This window comes from Pseudomonas sp. (assembly GCF_017744435.1).
Lineage (GTDB): Bacteria > Pseudomonadota > Gammaproteobacteria > Pseudomonadales > Pseudomonadaceae > Aquipseudomonas.
This window is the reverse complement of sequence record NZ_JAGIBG010000012.1, coordinates 39,772-59,384: the sequence shown is the minus strand read 5'-3', so window position 1 is coordinate 59,384 and position 19,613 is coordinate 39,772. Positions and strand designations below refer to the sequence as shown.

21 protein-coding genes are annotated in these 19,613 nt (G+C 63.7%); 2 read left to right on the top strand and 19 right to left on the bottom strand.

Features of this window, described 5'->3' with window-relative positions:
* Positions 1–4: 4 nt before the first annotated feature.
* The 9 genes from mltG to J7573_RS10445 form a co-directional block, all read right to left on the bottom strand.
* Positions 5–1,132: an endolytic transglycosylase MltG gene (gene mltG / locus J7573_RS10485; RefSeq protein ID WP_294334406.1), complete on the bottom strand. Its 1,128-nt coding sequence runs from the start codon at positions 1,130–1,132 to the stop codon at positions 5–7.
* Between the two features lie 4 nt (positions 1,133–1,136).
* A complete protein-coding gene (gene pabC / locus J7573_RS10480; RefSeq protein WP_294334404.1) occupies positions 1,137–1,952 on the bottom strand; it encodes an aminodeoxychorismate lyase in 816 nt (271 codons plus the stop codon).
* Positions 1,952–3,196: a beta-ketoacyl-ACP synthase II gene (gene fabF, locus J7573_RS10475; RefSeq protein WP_294334402.1), complete on the bottom strand. Its 1,245-nt coding sequence runs from the start codon at positions 3,194–3,196 to the stop codon at positions 1,952–1,954. The genes pabC and fabF overlap by 1 nt, the downstream gene beginning before the upstream one ends.
* A gap of 173 nt (positions 3,197–3,369) precedes the next feature.
* Positions 3,370–3,606, bottom strand: coding sequence for an acyl carrier protein (gene acpP / locus J7573_RS10470; RefSeq protein WP_060513099.1), 237 nt, complete (start codon positions 3,604–3,606; stop codon positions 3,370–3,372).
* A gap of 203 nt (positions 3,607–3,809) precedes the next feature.
* Positions 3,810–4,550, bottom strand: coding sequence for a 3-oxoacyl-ACP reductase FabG (fabG, locus tag J7573_RS10465; RefSeq protein WP_103449709.1), 741 nt, complete (start codon positions 4,548–4,550; stop codon positions 3,810–3,812).
* A 15-nt stretch (positions 4,551–4,565) separates the two neighbouring features.
* Complete coding sequence (gene fabD / locus J7573_RS10460; protein ID WP_294334397.1) at positions 4,566–5,504, bottom strand: ACP S-malonyltransferase; 939 nt, start codon at positions 5,502–5,504, stop codon at positions 4,566–4,568.
* A gap of 127 nt (positions 5,505–5,631) precedes the next feature.
* The gene (plsX, locus tag J7573_RS10455; RefSeq protein ID WP_294334395.1) at positions 5,632–6,642 is read right to left on the bottom strand and encodes a phosphate acyltransferase PlsX; all 1,011 of its coding nucleotides are present in this window, start codon (positions 6,640–6,642) and stop codon (positions 5,632–5,634) included.
* 3 nt (positions 6,643–6,645) lie between these two features.
* Positions 6,646–6,828 carry a 50S ribosomal protein L32 gene (gene rpmF, locus J7573_RS10450; protein WP_003247154.1) on the bottom strand — a complete coding sequence of 61 codons (183 nt, stop codon included), beginning with the start codon at positions 6,826–6,828 and terminating at the stop codon, positions 6,646–6,648.
* 13 nt (positions 6,829–6,841) lie between these two features.
* Positions 6,842–7,369: a YceD family protein gene (locus J7573_RS10445; RefSeq protein ID WP_027919446.1), complete on the bottom strand. Its 528-nt coding sequence runs from the start codon at positions 7,367–7,369 to the stop codon at positions 6,842–6,844.
* A gap of 96 nt (positions 7,370–7,465) precedes the next feature.
* On the opposite strand from J7573_RS10445, the gene J7573_RS10440 reads away from it, so the two are divergent.
* The gene (locus J7573_RS10440) at positions 7,466–8,044 is read left to right on the top strand and encodes a nucleoside triphosphate pyrophosphatase (protein ID WP_294334359.1); all 579 of its coding nucleotides are present in this window, start codon (positions 7,466–7,468) and stop codon (positions 8,042–8,044) included.
* 130 nt (positions 8,045–8,174) lie between these two features.
* Here the strand turns inward: J7573_RS10440 and J7573_RS10435 are convergent, their stop codons facing one another.
* Genes J7573_RS10435 through rluC form a run of 3 tightly spaced genes read right to left on the bottom strand, consistent with a single transcriptional unit; the run spans position 8,175 to position 10,853 of the window.
* Positions 8,175–9,209 carry a S49 family peptidase gene (locus tag J7573_RS10435; RefSeq protein WP_159409404.1) on the bottom strand — a complete coding sequence of 345 codons (1,035 nt, stop codon included), beginning with the start codon at positions 9,207–9,209 and terminating at the stop codon, positions 8,175–8,177.
* A 2-nt stretch (positions 9,210–9,211) separates the two neighbouring features.
* Complete coding sequence (locus J7573_RS10430) at positions 9,212–9,907, bottom strand: HAD family hydrolase (protein WP_294334356.1); 696 nt, start codon at positions 9,905–9,907, stop codon at positions 9,212–9,214.
* A complete protein-coding gene (gene rluC, locus J7573_RS10425) occupies positions 9,897–10,853 on the bottom strand; it encodes a 23S rRNA pseudouridine(955/2504/2580) synthase RluC (RefSeq protein WP_103449704.1) in 957 nt (318 codons plus the stop codon). The genes J7573_RS10430 and rluC overlap by 11 nt, the downstream gene beginning before the upstream one ends.
* An 801-nt stretch (positions 10,854–11,654) precedes the next feature.
* On the opposite strand from rluC, the gene rne reads away from it, so the two are divergent.
* On the top strand, positions 11,655–14,885 hold the full coding sequence (gene rne, locus J7573_RS10420; protein ID WP_294334348.1) for a ribonuclease E: 3,231 nt from the start codon (positions 11,655–11,657) through the stop codon (positions 14,883–14,885).
* Positions 14,886–15,009: 124 nt separating this feature from the next.
* Here the strand turns inward: rne and murB are convergent, their stop codons facing one another.
* Genes murB through J7573_RS10385 form a run of 7 tightly spaced genes read right to left on the bottom strand, consistent with a single transcriptional unit; the run spans position 15,010 to position 19,547 of the window.
* The gene (gene murB / locus J7573_RS10415; protein WP_294334346.1) at positions 15,010–16,029 is read right to left on the bottom strand and encodes a UDP-N-acetylmuramate dehydrogenase; all 1,020 of its coding nucleotides are present in this window, start codon (positions 16,027–16,029) and stop codon (positions 15,010–15,012) included.
* Positions 16,026–16,490 carry a low molecular weight protein-tyrosine-phosphatase gene (locus J7573_RS10410; protein ID WP_294334344.1) on the bottom strand — a complete coding sequence of 155 codons (465 nt, stop codon included), beginning with the start codon at positions 16,488–16,490 and terminating at the stop codon, positions 16,026–16,028. The genes murB and J7573_RS10410 overlap by 4 nt, the downstream gene beginning before the upstream one ends.
* Complete coding sequence (gene kdsB, locus J7573_RS10405; protein ID WP_294334342.1) at positions 16,490–17,254, bottom strand: 3-deoxy-manno-octulosonate cytidylyltransferase; 765 nt, start codon at positions 17,252–17,254, stop codon at positions 16,490–16,492. Before kdsB ends, J7573_RS10410 begins: the two co-directional genes overlap by 1 nt.
* Positions 17,251–17,436, bottom strand: a complete 186-nt coding sequence (locus tag J7573_RS10400) for a Trm112 family protein (protein WP_003247142.1) — start codon at positions 17,434–17,436, stop codon at positions 17,251–17,253. Before J7573_RS10400 ends, kdsB begins: the two co-directional genes overlap by 4 nt.
* A gap of 43 nt (positions 17,437–17,479) precedes the next feature.
* On the bottom strand, positions 17,480–18,481 hold the full coding sequence (gene lpxK / locus J7573_RS10395) for a tetraacyldisaccharide 4'-kinase (RefSeq protein ID WP_294334126.1): 1,002 nt from the start codon (positions 18,479–18,481) through the stop codon (positions 17,480–17,482).
* Complete coding sequence (locus J7573_RS10390) at positions 18,481–18,915, bottom strand: biopolymer transporter ExbD (RefSeq protein WP_294334124.1); 435 nt, start codon at positions 18,913–18,915, stop codon at positions 18,481–18,483. The genes lpxK and J7573_RS10390 overlap by 1 nt, the downstream gene beginning before the upstream one ends.
* Positions 18,912–19,547, bottom strand: coding sequence for a MotA/TolQ/ExbB proton channel family protein (locus tag J7573_RS10385; protein WP_016391244.1), 636 nt, complete (start codon positions 19,545–19,547; stop codon positions 18,912–18,914). The genes J7573_RS10390 and J7573_RS10385 overlap by 4 nt, the downstream gene beginning before the upstream one ends.
* Between the last annotated feature and the right edge of the window lie 66 nt (positions 19,548–19,613).

Below are 19,613 nucleotides of genomic sequence, written 5' to 3'. Positions count from 1 at the left end.
GTCCTTAATGTTGTTCGTCAGGCGTTGGTGCATCGACTGGCGCGGCCTCGCTGGCAGGACCCTGCTCAGCGGGCTCGGCCGCGTCCGCGGGTGCACCCTGCGGCGCCGGGCTGGACCGATAATCCGCGCGACGCTTGAGCTGAAACTCGCGTACCGCCGAGTTGTGATCATCCAGGTCGTCGGAGAACACGTGGCTGCCATCGCCACGGGCGACGAAGTACAGGCTGGTGCCATCGGACGGGTTGAGCGCGGCATGGATCGCCTCGCGCCCGACCATGGCGATCGGTGTCGGTGGCAGGCCGGTCATGGTGTAGGTGTTGTAAGGCGTCGGTTCGCGCAGGTCGGCGCGGGAAATCTTGCCGTTGTAGCGCTCACCCATGCCATAGATCACCGTCGGGTCGGTCTGCAGCATCATGCCCAGGCGCAGGCGGCGGACGAAAACGCCGGCGATCTGCCCACGCTCCTGGGGGATACCGGTTTCCTTCTCCACCAGCGAGGCCATGATCAAGGCCTGGTAGGGGTCACGGTAAGGCAGGTCGGTGGTGCGCTCGGCCCATTCCTTGGCCAGCACTTCGTCCAGGCGCATGTACGCCTGCTGCAGCAGCTCGACGTCACTCATGCCGCGCACGAAGCGGTAAGTGTCGGGGAAGAAGCGGCCTTCAGGAAACACGCCGGTGTGGCCAAGCTTGTCCATCACCTCGGAGTCGGAAAGGCCATCCAGGGTGTGCTTGAGCTTTTCATGCTTGGCCACCGCCGAACGCACCTGGCGGAAGGTCCAGCCTTCGACCAGGGTCAGGTTGTACTGCACCACATCGCCACGGCGCCAGACGTCGAACAGGTCTTCCACGGTCATGCCGGGAGTGAGGCGATACTCGCCGCTATGCAACTGTGTGCCGGCCATGTTGAAGCGCCAGTACAAGCGCAGCCAAACGGCGTCATCGAGCAAGCCGTCGGCCTGCATGCGATAAAACATGCGGTTGGGGTTGGTGCCGCTGGGCACGTCGAGCAGGCGCTCTTCGGCCACGTGCAGGGGCTGCTCGAGCACCGAGTTGATCTTCCAGGCCGACCAGCCCAAGGCCAGGCCGGCGAGGATCAAGCCCATTTCCAGCAGCAGCAGGAATTTGCGTCTCACGAATTCAGGTATCCAGTAACGTACGGGCAACGGCCTGCAGTTTACGGGTGAGTGGGCCCGGCGACCAGTTCAGCGCGGCAATTCCACGCACGGGCCAGACACCGTAGACACTGTTGCAGACGAACACTTCATCCGCCTGTTGCAGTTCGTCGAATGCGATATCACGCACCTGTACCGCCATGCCCAGCTGTTGCGCCTGCTCCAGCAGGGCACCGCGCATCACGCCGGCGACGCCGCAACGACTGAGGTCAGCCGTGAGCAGCACGCCATCGCGCACCAGGAACAGATTGCTGTATACGCCTTCGATCACCCTGCCCTGCCCGTCACGCATCAGGCCTTCGGCATGTTCGCTGTCCTGCCACTCGGCACGGGCCAGCACCTGCTCCAGGCGATTGAGGTGTTTGAGACCGGCCAGTAACGGTTGCTCCCCAAGCCGGGTCTGGCAAGGGAAAAGCCGCACACCGTGCTCGGCATGCTCGACAGGATAGCTGGGCAGCGGACTGCCCTGGAGGATCCGGCGCGGCGCAGCGCCGGCAACCGGCGCGTAGCCACGCTGGCTGTCGCCGCGGGTGAGGACCAGCTTGGCAACACCGTCACCGAGCTGGCTGGCAAAGCGCAGGATTTCATCACGCACCAGCGCCAGGTCGGCGTCGATCATCAGCCGCTGGCAACCCAGCGACAGGCGGGCCAGATGGCCGCCCAGCAGACTGGGCCGGCCAGCGCGCACGGCGATGGTCTCGAACAGGCCATCGCCGTAGGCCAGGCCGCGGTTCTGCAAATTGATCGCAGTCGCGGGCTGGCCGTCGATCCAGCTGTGCATCAATCGATGAACCGGCGGAACACCAGCGAACCGTTGGTGCCACCAAAGCCGAACGAGTTGGACAGCACCACGTCGATCGGCATGCTGCGCGCTTCGTGCGGTACGAAGTCGAGGTCGCAGCCTTCGTCCGGCTCGTCGAGGTTGATGGTCGGCGGCGCCATCTGGCTGTTGATCGCCAACACGCTGAAGATCGCCTCTACCGCGCCGGCAGCGCCGAGCAGGTGACCGGTCATCGACTTGGTCGAACTGACTGCCAGCTTGTAGGCATGCTCGCCGAACACGCGCTTGATCGCCGCCACTTCGGCGATGTCGCCGGCCGGGGTCGAGGTACCGTGGGCGTTGATGTAGCTGACCGCTTCAGGTTGGATGCCAGCATCGCGCAGGGCATTGGCCATGCAACGGGCTGCACCTTCACCGCTGTCGGGTGGCGAGGTCATGTGGTAGGCGTCACCGCTCATGCCGAAACCGACCAGCTCGGCATAGATGGTGGCACCACGGGCCTTGGCGTGTTCGAGTTCTTCGAGCACCAGCGCACCGGCACCGTCGGACAGCACGAAGCCATCACGGCCCTTGTCCCACGGACGGCTGGCACGGGTTGGCTCATCGTTGCGGGTCGACAGCGCACGGGACGCACCGAAGCCGCCCATGCCCAGGCCGCAAGCGGCCATCTCGGCACCACCGGCGATCATCACGTCGGCTTCGCCATAGGCGATGTTGCGCGCGGCCATGCCGATGCAGTGGGTGCCGGTGGTGCAGGCGGTGGCGATGGCGTAGTTCGGCCCCTGCAGCCCCAGGTGGATCGACAGGAAACCGGAGATCATGTTGATGATCGAACCCGGCACGAAGAACGGCGAAATACGGCGCGGGCCCTGCTCGTGCAAGGTACGGCTGGTTTCTTCGATGTTGGTCAGGCCGCCAATACCCGAGCCCATGGCCACGCCAATGCGCTCACGGTTGGCGTCGGTGACTTCCAGGCCGGCATTACGCACAGCCTGGAAACCGGCCGCCAGGCCGTACTGGATGAACAGGTCGAGCTTGCGGGCCTCTTTGGCCGACAGGTACTGCTCAACCTCGAAGCCTTTCACCGAGCCGCCAAAACGGGTGGAGTAGGCAGACAGGTCCGTGTGTTCGATCGGACCAATGCCACTGCGGCCAGCCAGAATGCCCTGCCAGGTGCTCGGTACATCGGTACCCAGTGGCGACAGCATACCCATACCGGTGACCACGACGCGTCTACGCGACACAGTACTCTCCTTTTCTAATCACAGAGTTTCTTGCCATTGCATTCAAGCAATGGAATGAAATGGCAACAAGCTCTTGGCGCGAGTGAAGCGACGCTGAAGGCTCGCAAAGAAAAAACCGCACGCCGGCAAAGGCAGTGCGGTTCTTCTCGACAAGAAGCGTCGACTACAACGTCTTAAGCCTGGTGGTTTTTGACGTAGTCGATTGCAGCTTGAACGGTAGTGATCTTCTCGGCTTCTTCGTCAGGGATTTCGGTCTCGAATTCCTCTTCCAGAGCCATCACCAGCTCAACGGTGTCAAGCGAATCGGCACCCAGGTCATCGACGAAGGACTTCTCAACAGTCACTTCCTCTTCCTTGACGCCCAGTTGCTCGGCGACGATTTTCTTGACGCGTTCTTCGATGGTGCTCATACCTAGTTTTCACTCCTAATGGACATATGTCAGGCAGCTGGCCGGTGACCAAGTTTATAGAAAGACGTTCGCTTTTCAAGCGGTACGCACCTTCCCTTGAGCCACCGCACCCGCTGCCTGGAATCTGGTTGCAGCTTTATAACGGATTTTAGGCTCGCAGTATGACTCTTTTTTGAAGCAATCCGTCACATTGCGTTGCAGTTTTACATGTACATCCCGCCGTTGACCGGCACGGTGGCGCCGGTAACGTAGCCAGCGCCGTCCGACGCCAGGAACGAAACCACCTTGGCGATTTCGTCAGCCTGGCCCAGGCGGCCCAGCGGAATCTGGGTCTGCAGGGCTTCGCGCTGCGCTTCTGGCAGCTCGCGGGTCATGTCGGTGTCGATGAAGCCCGGGGTCACCGAGTTGACGGTGATGCCACGCGAACCCACTTCACGCGCCAGGGCGCGGCTGAAGCCTTCGAGGCCGGCCTTGGCCGCCGCGTAGTTGGCCTGGCCGGCGTTGCCCATGGCACCGACGACCGAACCGATGCTGATGATACGACCCCAGCGCGCCTTGGTCATGCCACGCAGCACGCCCTTGGACAGACGGTAGAGGCTGTTCAGGTTGGTGTCGATCACGTCGAACCACTCGTCGTCCTTCATGCGCAGCATGAGGTTGTCGCGGGTGATACCGGCATTGTTGACCAGGATGGCGGGGGCGCCGAACTGCTCGCCGATGGCGCCCAGTACTGCTTCCACGGACTCGGCGCTGGTGACGTTCAGTTCCATGCCGGTGCCAGTGATGCCGTGCTCTTTCAAGGTGGCGGCGATGCGCTCGGCACCGGAAGCCGAAGTGGCGGTACCGATCACGGTCGCGCCCTGGCGGCCCAGTTCGAGGGCGATGGCCTGGCCAATACCACGGCTGGCGCCGGTGACCAGTGCAACTTTACCTTGCAGGCTCATGCAAGCTTCTCCAAATCAGGCCAGCGCCGCGCGGGTGGCGGCGACAGCGTCAGGGGTATTGAGGTTGTAGGTGGTCACGCCGTCGGCGCAACGCTTGTTCAGGCCAGCCAGGACCTTGCCCGGGCCGCACTCGACCAGGTTGACCGCGCCGTTGGCGGCCAGGGTCTGCACGCATTCAACCCAGCGTACCGGCTGGTACAGCTGTGCCAGCAGGTCCTGCTTCAGGGCATCGAGGTCGGCGGCGACGGCGGCGGTGACGTTCTGCACTACCGGAATCTGCGGGGCCTTCCATTCGATGGCGTTGACGAACTCGGCAAAGCGCTCGGCAGCCGGCTTCATCAGGGCGCAGTGCGACGGCACGCTGACCGCCAGCGGCAGGGCGCGCTTGGCGCCTTTGGCCTTGCACAGCTCCATGGCGCGGTCGACCGCAGCCTTGTTGCCGGCGATGACCACCTGGCCTGGCGAGTTGAAGTTCACGGCGCTGACCACTTCGTCTTCGGCCGCTTCGGCGCAGATTTCCACCACGACGGCGTCATCCAGGCCGAGGATCGCAGCCATGGCACCGTGACCGGCAGGCACAGCTTCCTGCATCAGCTGGCCACGGCGCTCGACCAGGCGCACGGCGTCTTTCAGCGACAGGGCGCCGGCAGCGACCAGGGCGCTGTATTCACCCAGGCTGTGACCGGAAACGAAGGCCGGCTGCGCGCCGCCCTCTTCCAGCCACAGGCGCCACAAGGCGATGGAGGCGGTGAGGATCGCCGGCTGGGTCTTGTCGGTCTGGTTGAGTTGTTCTTCCGGACCTTCCTGGACCAGCTTCCACAGGTCATAGCCCAGAGCCTCGGAAGCCTCCTTGAAGGTCTCGATGACCACCGGCTTTTCAGCGCCGAGTTCGGCGAGCATGCCCAGCGACTGGGAACCTTGACCGGGGAAGACGAATGCGAGGGATGCAGACATTGAACAAGCCCTTATGATCTTGTCGTCGAATGGGGTGCGCCGAGCCCAAGGCTAGACGCAGAATATGAAAACTTGGATGGAAACGCAGACCAAGCGGTCACATTTAAGCACTTCATCGGCGAAATGCCTAAGGCAACAAATCTTCGAGACGGCCGTGCAGCCGCTGCGGGAGGTTTTCCTGAATCTCGATCAGCGCCCGCTGGATCGCGCTCTGGAAGCCCTGCACCCCTGCCGAGCCGTGGCTCTTGATGACGATGCCCTGCAAGCCGAGGAAGCTCGCGCCATTGTGCCGCGCCGGCGCCAGGTCGGCCTGCAGGCGCTTGAGCAGCGGCATCGCCACCGCCCCGGCCACCCGCGACAATGCCCCACCCTTGAACAGCTTTTCGATACGCTCGCCGATCATGGTCGCCAGGCCTTCGCTGGACTTGAGCAGGATGTTGCCGACAAAGCCATCGCACACCACCACGTCCGCCTCGCCGCGGTACAGGCCGTCACCTTCGACGAAGCCGACATAGTTGAGGCCGCGGGCGCTCTGCAGCAACGTGGCCGCCAGCTTGACCTGCTGGTTGCCCTTGATGTCCTCGGTACCGATGTTCAGCAGCGCCACGCGCGGCCGGTGAATGCCCAAGGCCTGGGCGGCCACTGAGCCCATGACGGCAAACTGGTAGAGGTTCTCGGCACTGCAGTCGACGTTGGCGCCGAGGTCGAGCAGCTGGCAGTAACCCGCCTGGGTCGGGATCGCCGCCACCATGGCTGGCCGATCGATACCCGGCAGGGTCTTGAGCACGAAACGCGACAATGCCATCAGCGCACCGGTATTGCCGGCACTCACGCAGGCCTGGGCCTTGCCGTCACGCACCAGTTCGAGGGCGATGCGCATCGACGAGTCCGGCTTGCCACGCAACGCCTGGGATGGCCGCTCGTCCATACCGATCACCTCACTGGCGGCGACAATCTGCAGGCGCGCGCGATCCGCAGCTGCAAGGCCGCTGACAAGATCTTCAAGGAGGGAGGGTTGACCGACGAGGGTCAGGTGCAGCGAGGGGGTAGCCGAAAGGCAGGCAATGCTAGCCTGAACAATGCTGCGGGGACCGAAGTCCCCGCCCATTGCGTCGATCGCGATGATCTGAGCGGACAAGGATTACTCGTCAGCGCCCTTGTCGACCACTTTGCGACCACGGTATACGCCTTCTGGCGAAACGTGGTGGCGCAGGTGTACTTCACCGGTGGTTTTCTCTACCGACAGCGCGTTTTCCGACAGGGCGTCGTGCGAACGGCGCATGTCACGGGCAGAGCGGGATTTTTTGTTCTGCTGAACAGCCATAATTGATTAACTCCTAAACGTTTGGGTCACGCTTTAACTGCGCCAAAACACTGAACGGGTTGGACCGCGATACCTCGTCCTTGCTCGATTCGGGCTCGTCTGCGCCCGCCGGCTGCTGGCATTCTTCCGGATGATGAGCAGGCACGATAGGCAAGGCGAGCAGCAGCTCCTCCTCGACCAAGGCCTGCAGATCCAATGGATCTTCGCCCAGTTCCAGCACGTCATAGCCTTTCGGCAACGACTGGGTATTCGCACCCTCCTTCACCACGGCGTAAGTACATTCGCTGTGGATCGGCAGGGTGACCAGCTCAAGACAACGCTGGCAAACCATTTTGACTTCGACGTCCAGCTCGCTGTGGATAACCACCACGTGCTGTTCATCTCGTTCAAAATCGAACTTCGCCTGCACCGTACCGACATCGTCGGAAAGCGGGTCGCAGAGTCTTTCCAAATCAGCGAGTTGCAGCGTACCAGTGATGGATACGCCTCGGTCGGCTAATTTGCGCGGGTCAACGTGAGGTGGAATCGGGTCATTCAACATAGGCGCAGCATTCTAGGGATGCCCCCCGCACCTGTCAAAGGAAATTAGGCGGCATCTCGCATGTTAGAATCAGGTTCAACTGACCAGGAGTCTATCATGCTGCCTCTGTTGCTGGCTTCCAGCTCTGCCTATCGGCGCGAACTGCTCGCGCGCCTGCGCCTGCCCTTCACCTGGGCGAGCCCCGACCTAGACGAGCGGCGCCTGGCTGACGAGCCCGCCGTGGAGCTGGTAAAGCGCCTGGCCAGACAGAAAGCCGAAGCACTGGCCGCCAGCCATCCGCAGCACCTGATCATCGGCTCCGACCAGGTCGCGGTGCTGGGCGAGCAGATCCTCGGCAAGCCACACACCTTCGATCGCGCCTGCGAGCAGTTGCTCGAAGCCAGCGGCCAGCAGGTGACCTTCCTGACCGGGCTGGCACTGCTCAATACCGCGACCGGGCACTGCCAGGTCGACTGCGTGCCGTTTACGGTGACGATGCGCGAACTGGACCGGGAGCGCGTGGAGCGCTATGTGACGGCGGAGCAGCCGCTGGATTGCGCAGGGAGCTTCAAGGCCGAGGGATTGGGGGTGAGTTTGTTTCAGAGCACACACGGGTGCGATGCCACCAGCCTGATCGGGCTGCCACTGATTCGGCTGGTGGATATGCTGACCCGGGAAGGCGTGACCATCCCATGAGAAGCGGGGCTGCTTTGCAGCCCTTCGCGGGCACGCCCGCTCCCACAGGGATCGCACAATCCCAAAGATTGCGACGTATCTGTGGGAGCGGGCGTGCGATGGGCCGCAATGCGGCCCCAGTAGACTTCGGTCAGCGCAACTGAGGCCCCTGGAACCCCATCCACATGGCCAGGTGCTCGGCCACGCTGGCGCCGATACGCTTGGAGAACCGATCGAACGGCGATTCCTGCACGGTGTAATCAACCAGATCCTTCTCTCCGACGATTTCACGCGCCACGTAGCTGGCACTGCCCAGCCCATCCACCAACCCTAGCGCCTTGGCCTGCTCACCCGACCAGACCAGACCGCTGAACAGCTCCGGATGCTCCTTGTCCTTCAGGCGGTCGCCCCGCCCCTGCTTGACCATGGCGATGAACTGCTGGTGCGTGGTATCCAGCACACCCTGCCAGAACGCTCGCTCATCAGGTTTTTCAGGCGAGAACGGATCGAGGAAAGCCTTATGCTCGCCCGCAGTGTAAGTGCGCCGCTCGACACCCAGTTTTTCCATCGAGCCGACAAAGCCGTAGCCGGCCGCCGTCACACCAATGGAACCAACCAGGCTGGCCTTGTCGGCATAGATCTCATCCGCCGCACTGGCGATGTAGTAGGCACCAGAAGCCCCCAGATCAGTGATCACCGCATACAGCTTGGTATCCGGGTGCTCGCCACGCAGACGACGGATCTCGTCATACACGTAGCCCGCCTGCACCGGGCTACCGCCCGGACTATTGATGCGCAGCACCACCGCCTTGGTCTTGGGATCCTTGAACGCATCGCGCAGGCTCTTGACGATATTGTCGGCGCTGGCGGCCTCCTGATCGGCAATCACCCCGCGCACCTCAACCAGGGCCGTGTGATTGCCACTGCGCGACGCCGCCTTGTCCACATCCATGAACGGCAGGAACAGGGCGAGGATGCCGAACAGGTAGACGAAGGTCAGCAGCTTGAAGAAGATCCCCCAGCGCCGGGACCGACGCTGCTCCTGAACCCCGGCCAGCAGGGTCTTTTCCAGCAGCTTCCAGCTCTTCTGCTCGACACGATCCTCTTCGTTCTGCGCTTCACGCGCTTCGCGAGCGAGGCGCTCCTCTTCGGTTTCGTTAACCGGCGCTTTCCACTCGTCAGCCATGCTCACCTACCTTGGAATTGAACTTGCCTGGAACCTGCCAGCCACTCGCGCAGCTGGGAAAAATGATCGATGCACACCTGCGGACCAAACTCGGCCAGTGCCTGCAGCGACATGGCGCCATAGCCCACCGCCACCGAATGCATGCCGGCGTTGCTGGCCATCTGCAGGTCGAACGCCGAATCACCCACCATCAGCGCCTGGCCGGGCCCAACACCGCAATGCCCGAGGATTTCCTCAAGCATCAGCGGGTGGGGCTTGCCACGGGTTTCGTCGGCGGCACGGGTGATATCGAAGAACTGCTCCCAGCCATTGGCCTTGAGCACGCGATCCAGCCCGCGACGCGCCTTGCCGGTCGCTACCGCCAGTCGATAACCCTCGGCACGGAAGGCATCCAGCGATTCGACCACACCCTCGAACAGCGGCGAAGGCTGCTGATCCAGAGCCATATAGATGTCGGCGTAGTGCTGACGGAAGGTTTCGACCTGCAGCGGATCAAGGTGTGGGTACAGCGTCGAGATGGCCTCCCCCAGCGCCAGGCCGATGATGCCCTTGACGGCATCCTCGGGGCTTGACGCCTCTCCGGCACGCTCGGCAGCAGCATTCATCGCCTCGACGATACGGCCGATGGAATCGGCCAGGGTGCCGTCCCAGTCGAAGATCAACAACTCATAAGGTTTGTTCGACAGATCACGACGCACTCAAACGCTCCACGGTCTTCGCCCAGACTTCATCCACAGGCGCTTCGAGTTTCAGCTCGCCACCATCCGGCAGCGGCACGGTCAATGCGTAGGCATGCAGGAACAGGCGCTTGCCGCCCAGCTCGCGGATCTCGCGGCTGAAGTCTTCGTCGCCATACTTGCTGTCACCGGCGATCATGTGCCCGGCATGCAGGGTATGCACGCGAATCTGGTGGGTACGACCGGTGATCGGGCGCGCCTCGACAATGGTGGCGAACTCGCCGAAGCGGCGCAGCACGCGGAACAGGGTCAGCGCCTCCTTGCCCTCGTCGTTGACTTCGACCATGCGCTCACCAGAGCGCAGGTTGCTCTTGAGCAGCGGCGCGTTGACCTGCTTCTTCGAGGTCGGCCAGTGGCCACGCACCAGCGCCATGTAGCGCTTGTCCACGCCATCACCACGCAGGGCGGCATGCAGGTGGCGCAGCATGCTGCGCTTCTTGGCGATCATCAGCAGGCCCGAGGTGTCGCGGTCCAGGCGATGCACCAGTTCCAGCTCCTTGGCGTCCGGGCGCAGCTGGCGCAGCGCCTCGATCACACCAAAGCTCAGGCCGCTGCCGCCGTGCACGGCGATGCCGGCCGGCTTGTTCATTACGATCAGCGCCTTGTCTTCGTAGACGATGGCGGCCTCAAGCCGCTGCAGCAGCCCCTGGGCCACCGGCGCCGGCTCGTCACGCTCAGGCAACCGGACAGGCGGTACGCGCACGATATCGCCAGCCTGGATCTTGTACTCGGGCTTGACCCGCCCCTTGTTGACCCGCACCTCACCCTTGCGCAGGATGCGGTAGACCAGGGTCTTGGGCACGCCCTTGAGCGCCGTGATAAGGAAATTGTCGATGCGTTGGCCGGCAAGTTCCGGCGCGACTTCGATCAGCTGAACGCCGGAAGTCGGAGGGGTATTGGTCGTCATGGCGGGAATCATAACAATTATTTATGGAATTGAAGCACTTAATCATCAATGCTATAGTCGCGAACGCCGCCAAAAGCGGCAGGCCAGTGAAACCAGGCCCTGGGCCGGTTCCTGACCTACGCAGTTCTCCAGGACGCGAGGCCGTCCTACGGGGTTTTCGCCAGTTTACCGAATTGCCTGGAATCGCCACCAGCGCTGTGTAGAGAAGACCGAAAAAAAACGACAAGTGTGGTTTTTCACCTGCTTCCCGATTCTTTTCGCTGCACCTCTGCCCGCCCCCGTCGCTTCCACGCAACGCCAGGCGAATGCTTCGGAAATACCTGCCTTGGATATGTAATGGCGTCAGCTTCCCATTCGAAGCTGGCGAAAAATGCAACCCGTTGCGGATTCAGCGCGCGGCAGCACCCGAATTATCAGGGATACGTGCAGGGTGGAGATGCACAGCCCTCGGACCGTGTAGCACCGCGTCCGGCCACCGGCCCACTGAATGGCCGGCGAGCGGATAAGGTCCTGAACAGATGCCCTCGGGCGTCCACGGCTGACGGTTGATTCCTCCTCCTGACTGAGTGCACGAGGCCCGCTTGGTTGATTCGGATACCCATTCGAAGCCACCGGGGCCTGGTAGGCACCGCAGCAAACAGGACGCGTCGTCGCGACAACGGCAGGCTGGGCAACCGGCTGGTGCCGAACGTTGCTCGACACGGGGGTGGCCCGGCCACCCTTTGCGCACCTTGGCACCGACCATGAGAAGTCGTGTGTGCCGAACGCCGTTTCCGGCAGCCCGGAAACCGACGGTACAACATGAAAAGAATGCTGATTAACGCAACTCAACCCGAAGAGTTGCGTGTAGCCCTGGTGGACGGCCAACGTCTCTACGACCTGGACATCGAGTCCGGCGCGCGCGAGCAGAAAAAGGCCAACATCTACAAAGGCAAGATCACCCGGATCGAGCCCAGCCTCGAAGCCGCCTTCGTCGACTTCGGCTCCGAACGTCACGGCTTCCTGCCGCTGAAGGAAATCTCCCGCGAATACTTCAAGAAATCCCCTGAAGGCCGGGTCAACATCAAGGAAGTCCTGAGCGAAGGCCAGGAAGTCATCGTCCAGGTCGAGAAGGAAGAGCGCGGCAACAAAGGCGCTGCCCTGACCACCTTCATCAGCCTGGCTGGCCGCTACCTGGTGCTGATGCCCAACAACCCACGTGCCGGTGGCATTTCCCGCCGCATCGAAGGCGAAGAGCGCAACGAACTGCGTGAAGCCCTGAACGGCCTGACCGTGCCGGGCGACATGGGCCTGATCGTGCGCACTGCCGGCCTTGGCCGCAGCAGCGAAGAAATGCAGTGGGACCTCGACTACCTGCTGCAGCTGTGGACCGCCATCAAGGAAGCGTCCCAGGACCGCGCCGCGCCATTCCTGATCTACCAGGAAAGCAACGTCATCATCCGCGCCATCCGCGACTACCTGCGCCAGGACATCGGCGAAGTGCTGATCGACAGCATCGATGCCCAGGAAGAAGCCCTGACCTTCATCCGCCAGGTGATGCCGCAGTACGCCAGCAAGGTCAAGCTGTACGAAGACAGCGTACCGCTGTTCAACCGCTTCCAGATCGAAAGCCAGATCGAGACCGCCTTCCAGCGCGTCGTCGACCTGCCGTCCGGCGGCTCGATCGTGATCGACCCGACCGAAGCCCTGGTGTCCATCGACATCAACTCGGCGCGCGCCACCAAGGGCAGCGACATCGAGGAAACCGCCCTGCAGACCAACCTGGAAGCGGCCGAGGAAATCGCCCGCCAGCTGCGCCTGCGTGACATCGGCGGCCTGATCGTCATCGACTTCATCGACATGACCCCGGCGAAGAACCAGCGCGCAGTAGAAGAGCGCGTACGTGAATGCCTGGAAGCCGACCGTGCTCGCGTCCAGGTCGGCCGCATCTCGCGCTTCGGCCTGCTGGAAATGTCCCGTCAGCGCCTGCGCCCATCGCTCGGCGAAAGCAGCGGCATCGTCTGCCCACGCTGCTCCGGCACCGGCATCATCCGTGACGTCGAGTCGCTGTCGCTGGCCATCCTGCGCCTGATCGAAGAAGAAGCCCTGAAAGACCGTACTGCCGAAGTACGTGCCCAGGTGCCAATTCCGGTGGCCGCGTTCCTGCTCAACGAGAAGCGCAACTCGATCACCAAGATCGAACTGCGCACCCGCGCGCGCATCATCATTCTGCCGAACGACCACCTGGAAACCCCGCACTTCGAAGTCCAGCGCCTGCGCGACGACAACCCGGAAGTGCTGAACAACCAGTCCAGCTACGAAATCGCCGCCGCCGAAGCCGAAGAAGCGCCGCAGCCGACCGCCACCCGCACCCTGGTTCGCCAGGAAGCTGCAGTGAAGACCGCCCCGGCCCGCACCAACGCCCCGGCACCGAGCGCCACCGAAGAGCAGCCGCAGCCTGCCGCACCGGTAGCCCCTGCGCCAAGCGTACCTGAGCCAAGCCTGTTCAAGGGCCTGGTGAAGTCGCTGGTCAGCCTGTTCGCCGGCAAGGAAGAACCTGCCGCCGCACCGGTCGTTGCTGCCGCCGAGAAACCAGCCGCCGAGCGCAGCCAGCGCAACGAAGAACGCCGTAACGGCCGCCAGCAGAGCCGCAACCGCAACGGCCGTCGCGATGAAGAGCGCAAGCCGCGCGAAGAACGTGCCGAGCGCGCCCCGCGTGAGGAGCGTCAACCACGCGAAGAACGTGCACCTCGCGAGGAACGTGCTCCACGTGAAGAGCGCGCACCACGTCAGCCACGCGAAGACCGCCGTGGCAACCGCGGTGAAGAGCGCGTACGTGAGCTGCGTGAGCCGCTGGACGCCACCCCTCCTGCCGAACGCGAAGAGCGCCAGCCACGCGAAGAACGTGTAGCCCGTGAAGAGCGTGCTCCGCGTGAAGAGCGTGCACCTCGCGAAGAACGCGCTCCACGTGAAGAACGTGCACCTCGCGAAGAACGCGCCCCGCGTGAAGAGCGCGCACCTCGCGAAGAACGCGCTTCACGTGAAGAGCGTGCACCTCGCGAAGAACGCCAGCCTCGCCCACCGCGCGAAGAGCGCCAGCCTCGCCCGGCCGAACAAGCCGCCGAACAGGCCGCCGAGCTCGCCGAGGAGCAACTGCCGAACGAAGAGCTGCTGCAGGACGAACAGGAAGGCACCGATGACGAGCGTCCACGTCGTCGCTCCCGTGGCCAGCGTCGCCGCAGCAACCGTCGTGAGCGTCAGCGCAATGCCAATGGCGAGCTGATCGAGGGTAGCGACGAGGAAGGCAGCGAAGAGCAGCCGCAACAGCACCAAGCCACCGAGCTGGGCGCCGAACTGGCTGCCGGCCTGGCCGTCACTGCTGCTGTCGCCAGCAGCCACATCAGCGCCGGTGCAGAAGCTGAAGCCAACCAGCAGGCCGAACGCGCCAGCGCCGAAGCCGTCACCACCGAAAACAGCGAAGTTGCCCAGCCGACCGAGCAGGTTGAAGTGGTCGCTCAAGCCGAGGAAGCTGTCATCGCCCCAGTGGTCGAACAGCCCGTCAGCGAGCCGGTCGCCGTGGTCGAAGCCAGCGCCGAGCCAGTGGTCGAAGTTGCGCCGCAGCCGGTGGTTGAAGAAGCCCCTGCCGCCGAGCCGGTAGTGGTTGCCGAAGCACCGGTCGAGGCCCCTGTTGTCGAAGCCAAGGTGATCGAAGCGCCAGTGGTCGAGGGCGGTGAAGCCGAGAAGGCTCAGGTTGTGGCTGAAGAAGCACCGGTTGCCGAGCAGCCCGTTGCGGTCGACGAAGCCCAGCCGGAAGTGGTTGCAGAGCCTGCACCTGCCGTCGTTGAAGCCGCCCCGGTAGCCGTCGAGCCGGCCCCTGTCGAAGAAGTACCGGCCGTCGCCGAAGCCGCCACCGTGATGCTGCCAAACGGCCGCGCACCGAACGACCCACGCGAAGTGCGTCGCCGCAAGCGTGAAGCCGAGGCCGCTGCCAAGGCTGCGCAGGAAGCCGCCGAGCCAGTGCTGGAAGCCGCCGATGAGCACAAGCCTCATTGATAGCCGACGCTGAATGAAAAAGCCCCGCCAGTGCGAACTGGCGGGGCTTTTTCTTGGCTATCTGTTCAGCAGGATCGGCCTCTTCGCGGGCTTGCCCGCGAAGAGGCCGGGACAGGCGATGCAATCAGTAAAGGTTGGGCTCCATTTCCAGCTCCACCCCGAACCGCTCAAGGATATCCGCCTGGATTCGCTGCGCCAGCGCATGCACCTGCGCCCCGCTCGCCTGACCATAATTGACCAGTACCAGCGACTGCAGGCGATGCACACCGGCATCGCCCTCACGGTAGCCTTTCCAGCCTGCCTGCTCGATCAGCCAGCCCGCTGCCAGTTTTACTTGGTCGTCAGCCTGGGGATAAGCGACCACACCCGGATACTGGGCACGGATGCGCTCCACCAGCCCAGCCGACACCACCGGGTTCTTGAAGAAGCTCCCGGCATTGCCCAGCTCGGCCGGGTCGGGCAATTTTTCGCGACGAATGCTGCAGATGGCGTCACTGATCGCCTGTGCGGTCGGCTGCTCGACACCCTGCTCCAGCAGACGCTGGCGCACCGGCCCGTAATCCAGGCGGGCATGCAACGTACGGCTCAAGGCAAAACGCACACGCAGGATCAACCAGCGGCCGGGGTTGCGCTTGAACACACTGTCGCGGTAACCGAAGGCACACGCCTCCAGGTCAAAATCACGCAGCTCGCCAGTCTCCCGGTCCAGCGCGGTCAACCCGGCGAACACATCCTTGATCTCGACACCATAGGCGCCAACGTTCTGCATCGGCGCAGCCCCCACGGTGCCAGGGATCAGACTGAGGTTCTCCAGCCCACTATAGCCTTGCGCCAACGACCATTGCACGAACGGGTGCCAGGGCTCGCCGGCTTCTGCCTCGACCACCACCCGCTCGCCGTCATCACTCAGCACGCGTCGACCACGGCTGGCCATGTGCAACACCACAGCATCGATATCGCGGGTCAGCAGCAGATTGCTGCCACCACCGATCACCTGCACCACCAACTCACGCTGACGCGCCTGCGCCAACGTCTCGCGCACATCGTCATCGCCGTGCGCCTGGGTGAAATAGCGGGCTTTCACATCGATGCCGAAGGTGTTGTAGGGCTTCAGCGAAACCTGTTCCTGCCAAACCGCAGTCATAGCCGCCCCTTGATTTCCACGACCAGCTCGCGGCACGCAGCCTCGATCAGGTCGAGCACCTGCTCGAAGCCCTCGGTGCCGCCATAGTAAGGGTCTGGCACTTCGTCCAGGGCCGCGCCGTAACGGCGCAGGAACAGGTCGAGTTCGCCCGCGGCGTTGTGCGGGCGCATGGCGCGCAGGTGGCCGAGGTTGCTCTCATCCATGGCCAGGATCAGGTCGTACTCGGCGAAATGCGCCGGCTTGACCTGCTGGGCACGTTGCTGCGACAAGTCATACCCACGCGCCAGCGCGGCCTTGCAGGTGCGGCTGTCAGGGGCCTTGCCGACATGCCAGTCGCCGGTACCGGCAGATGCCACATGCACCTGCTCAGCCAGGCCGGCCGCCTGCAACTGATGGCGCAGCACGCCTTCGGCGGTGGGCGAGCGGCAGATATTGCCGAGGCAGACGAACAGGACGCGCATCAGGCCTCCAGCAAGCGCCGTACGCGCTCCAGGTCTTCAGGGGTATCGACACCCACGGCTGGCGCCTCGATGGCGTCCTCGACGTGGATACGCACGCCATGCCACAGCGCACGCAGCTGTTCCAGGGCCTCGGTCTGCTCGAGCCAGCACGGGCCCCAGCTGACGAAGTCCTGCAGGAAGCCGACGCGGTACGCATACATGCCGATGTGGCGACGATAGGGCACACCCTGCGGGAGCTGGTTGCGGTCCTTGGCAAAGGCATCGCGAGCCCACGGCAGCGGCGCGCGGCTGAACGTCAGGGCCAGGCCGTTCTTGTCGCTCACCACCTTGACGGCATTGGGATTGAACACGGTTTCCGGTTCATGGATCGGCTCGGCCAGGGTGGCGATGCCGGCTTCCGGGTGGGCAGCCAGGTTGGCGGCCACCTGATCGATGATCACCGGCGGGATCAGCGGCTCGTCACCCTGCACGTTGACCACGATGGCATCCGCCGGCAGGCCCAGGTGCGCGGCTACTTCGGCCAGGCGGTCGGTGCCCGATTCATGGTCGGCACGGGTCATCAGCACCTCGGCGCCGAAGGCCTGGCAGGCTTCAAGGATGCTGGCATCATCGGTGGCGATGACCACGCGGTTTGCACCACTCTTGCGCGCCTGCTCCCAGACATGCTGGACCATCGGCTTGCCGGCGATCGCCAGCAATGGCTTGCCCGGCAGGCGCGTGGAGCGCAGCCGGGCAGGAATGACCACGGTGAAATTCACGCTCATTTGTCCAGACGCTCATCGTCGGTCAGGGTACGCGCCTCGCTTTCCAGCATCACCGGGATGCCGTCGCGGATCGGGTAGGCCAGGCCGGCGCCCTTGCTGATCAGCTCGGTCTTGTCGGCACTGAGCTTGAGCGGGCCCTTGGTGATCGGGCAGGCCAGGATATCGAGCAGTTTGGTGTCCATGGAAGCGTCCTTGAGGCCGGATGGCCGGAAATTGAAGAAGGGCTCAGGGCTTGCGCAGCAAGCGCTGCAGCTGGCTGTCGAACCAGGCGCCGAAGGCTGGCGTGGGCTGTGCCTCGACAGCCAGGTACCACCAGTCGTCGGCAGCGAAGGCCCGGCATTTCACCGCATCCTTCTCGGTCATGACCAGCGGCAGCGCCGGGCTGAATGCCAGGCTTTCGGCGCTGAACTGCGCATGGTCGGCAAAGGGATGCGGCACCGGCTGCCAGTTTAGCCCCAGCAGGGTATTGAAGAAACGTTGCGGGTTACCGATACCGGCCACCGCGTGCAGGCGCTGGCCTGCAGGGAAATGATCGAGCTCGCGGCGCTCGCCGCTGCGCAGGTTGACCAGGGCGGACGGTTGCAGGCGGAAACCGAAACCCTCGGCGCAGTCTTCACTGGCGCCGTTGAACAGCACGGCATCAGCTTCCTGAAGGCGCTCGACAGGCTCGCGCAGCGGTCCAGCCGGCAGACAACGGCCATTGCCCAGGCCACGGGCGGCATCGATCAGCACCAGTTCAAGGTCACGGGCCAGACGGTAGTGCTGCATGCCGTCATCGCACAGGATCAGGTCCAGCGGCTCGCTGGCCAGCAGCGCCTGCACCGCGGCTGAACGGTCAGGGTCGATCATCAGCGGCACGCCGGTGCGCTGAACGATCAGCAAGGGTTCGTCACCGGCCTGTTCGGCTGGCTGGCTCGCTGCCACCCGCCACGGGTAGTGTGGCGGCTTGGCACCGTAGCCACGACTGACCACACCCACCTTCAGGCCCTGGCGACGGCAATGCTCGATCAGCCAGAGAATCATCGGTGTCTTGCCGGTGCCACCCACGGTGATGTTGCCCACCACGATGACCGGCACCGGCGCCCGGTAGCTTGCACTTTCGCCGCTGAGAAAACGCGCACGCTTGCGCGTCACCACGCGCCGGTACAGCGCTTCGAGCGGGCGCAGCAGCGCCAGGGCCGGATGCCCGGCGTACCAGGCGGCGAGCAAGCGGTCGGCAAGCGCCATCAAGGTGTCCCCTGGGCGGCCTCGACGGTGGTCATGCGCAGGTGGCTGAAACCGAGCTTGCCGGCAGCATCCATTGCGGTGATCACGGCCTGGTGCGGGGTCTTGCCGTCGGCGCTGATGGCCAATGGCAGCTTGTTGTCACCACCCGACTCGCGCTCGATGGCCTCGGTCAGGGTCGCCAGGTCGCTCTTGGGCAGCAGGTGGTTGTTCACCGAATACACGCCATCGGCGCTGATGGTCACTTCCACCAGCTTGCCCTGATCGGCCGATGCCTGCTCGGCGCTGGCCGCCTCGGGCAACTCGACGCGCAACTGCGTCTCGCGGGTGAAGGTGGTGGTGACCACGAAGAACAGCAGCAGGACGAACACCACATCGATCAGTGATGCGAGGTTGATGTCGACGTTCTCCCGCTGGCGATTGCGCCGGAACTTCACGCCTTGCCTCCGGCCACTTCCACTTCGCGATCGCCCTGGATCACTTCCACCAGCTTGATCGCCTCCTGCTCCATGCCCACCACCAGCTCATCGATGCGGCGCAGCAGGAAGCGGTGGAAGAACACCGCCGGGATACCCACCATCAGGCCGGCTGCGGTGGTGACCAGGGCTTTGGAGATACCACCCGCCAGCACGGCGGCGTTGGCGGTCATCTGCGAGCCCATGAAGGCGCTAAAGATGTCGATCATGCCCAGCACGGTGCCCAGTAGACCGAGCAGCGGTGCCATGGCAGCAATGGTGCCGAGGGTGCTGATGTAGCGTTCGAGTTCGTGGATGACGCGCGAGGCGGCTTCCTCGATGCACTCTTTCATGATCTCGCGGCCATGGCGCGAGTTGGCCAAGCCTGCAGCGAGGATTTCGCCCAGCGGCGAGTCGGCGCGCAGGGCCTTGAGCTTGTCACTGGTGAGTTGCTTGTCCTTGATCCACATCCACACCTGGCCCAGCAGGTGCGGCGGGGTGACGCGGCTGGCGCGCAGGGTCCACAGGCGCTCGACGACGATAGCCATGGCGGCGATGGAACTCAGAATGATCGGCAGCATCATCCAACCACCGGACTTGACCAATTCCCACACAGTAAACGCCCCTTCGGAAAAAGGCCGCCACTCTACCATAGGCGCGCCGAGGGCTCATCTGCCGGA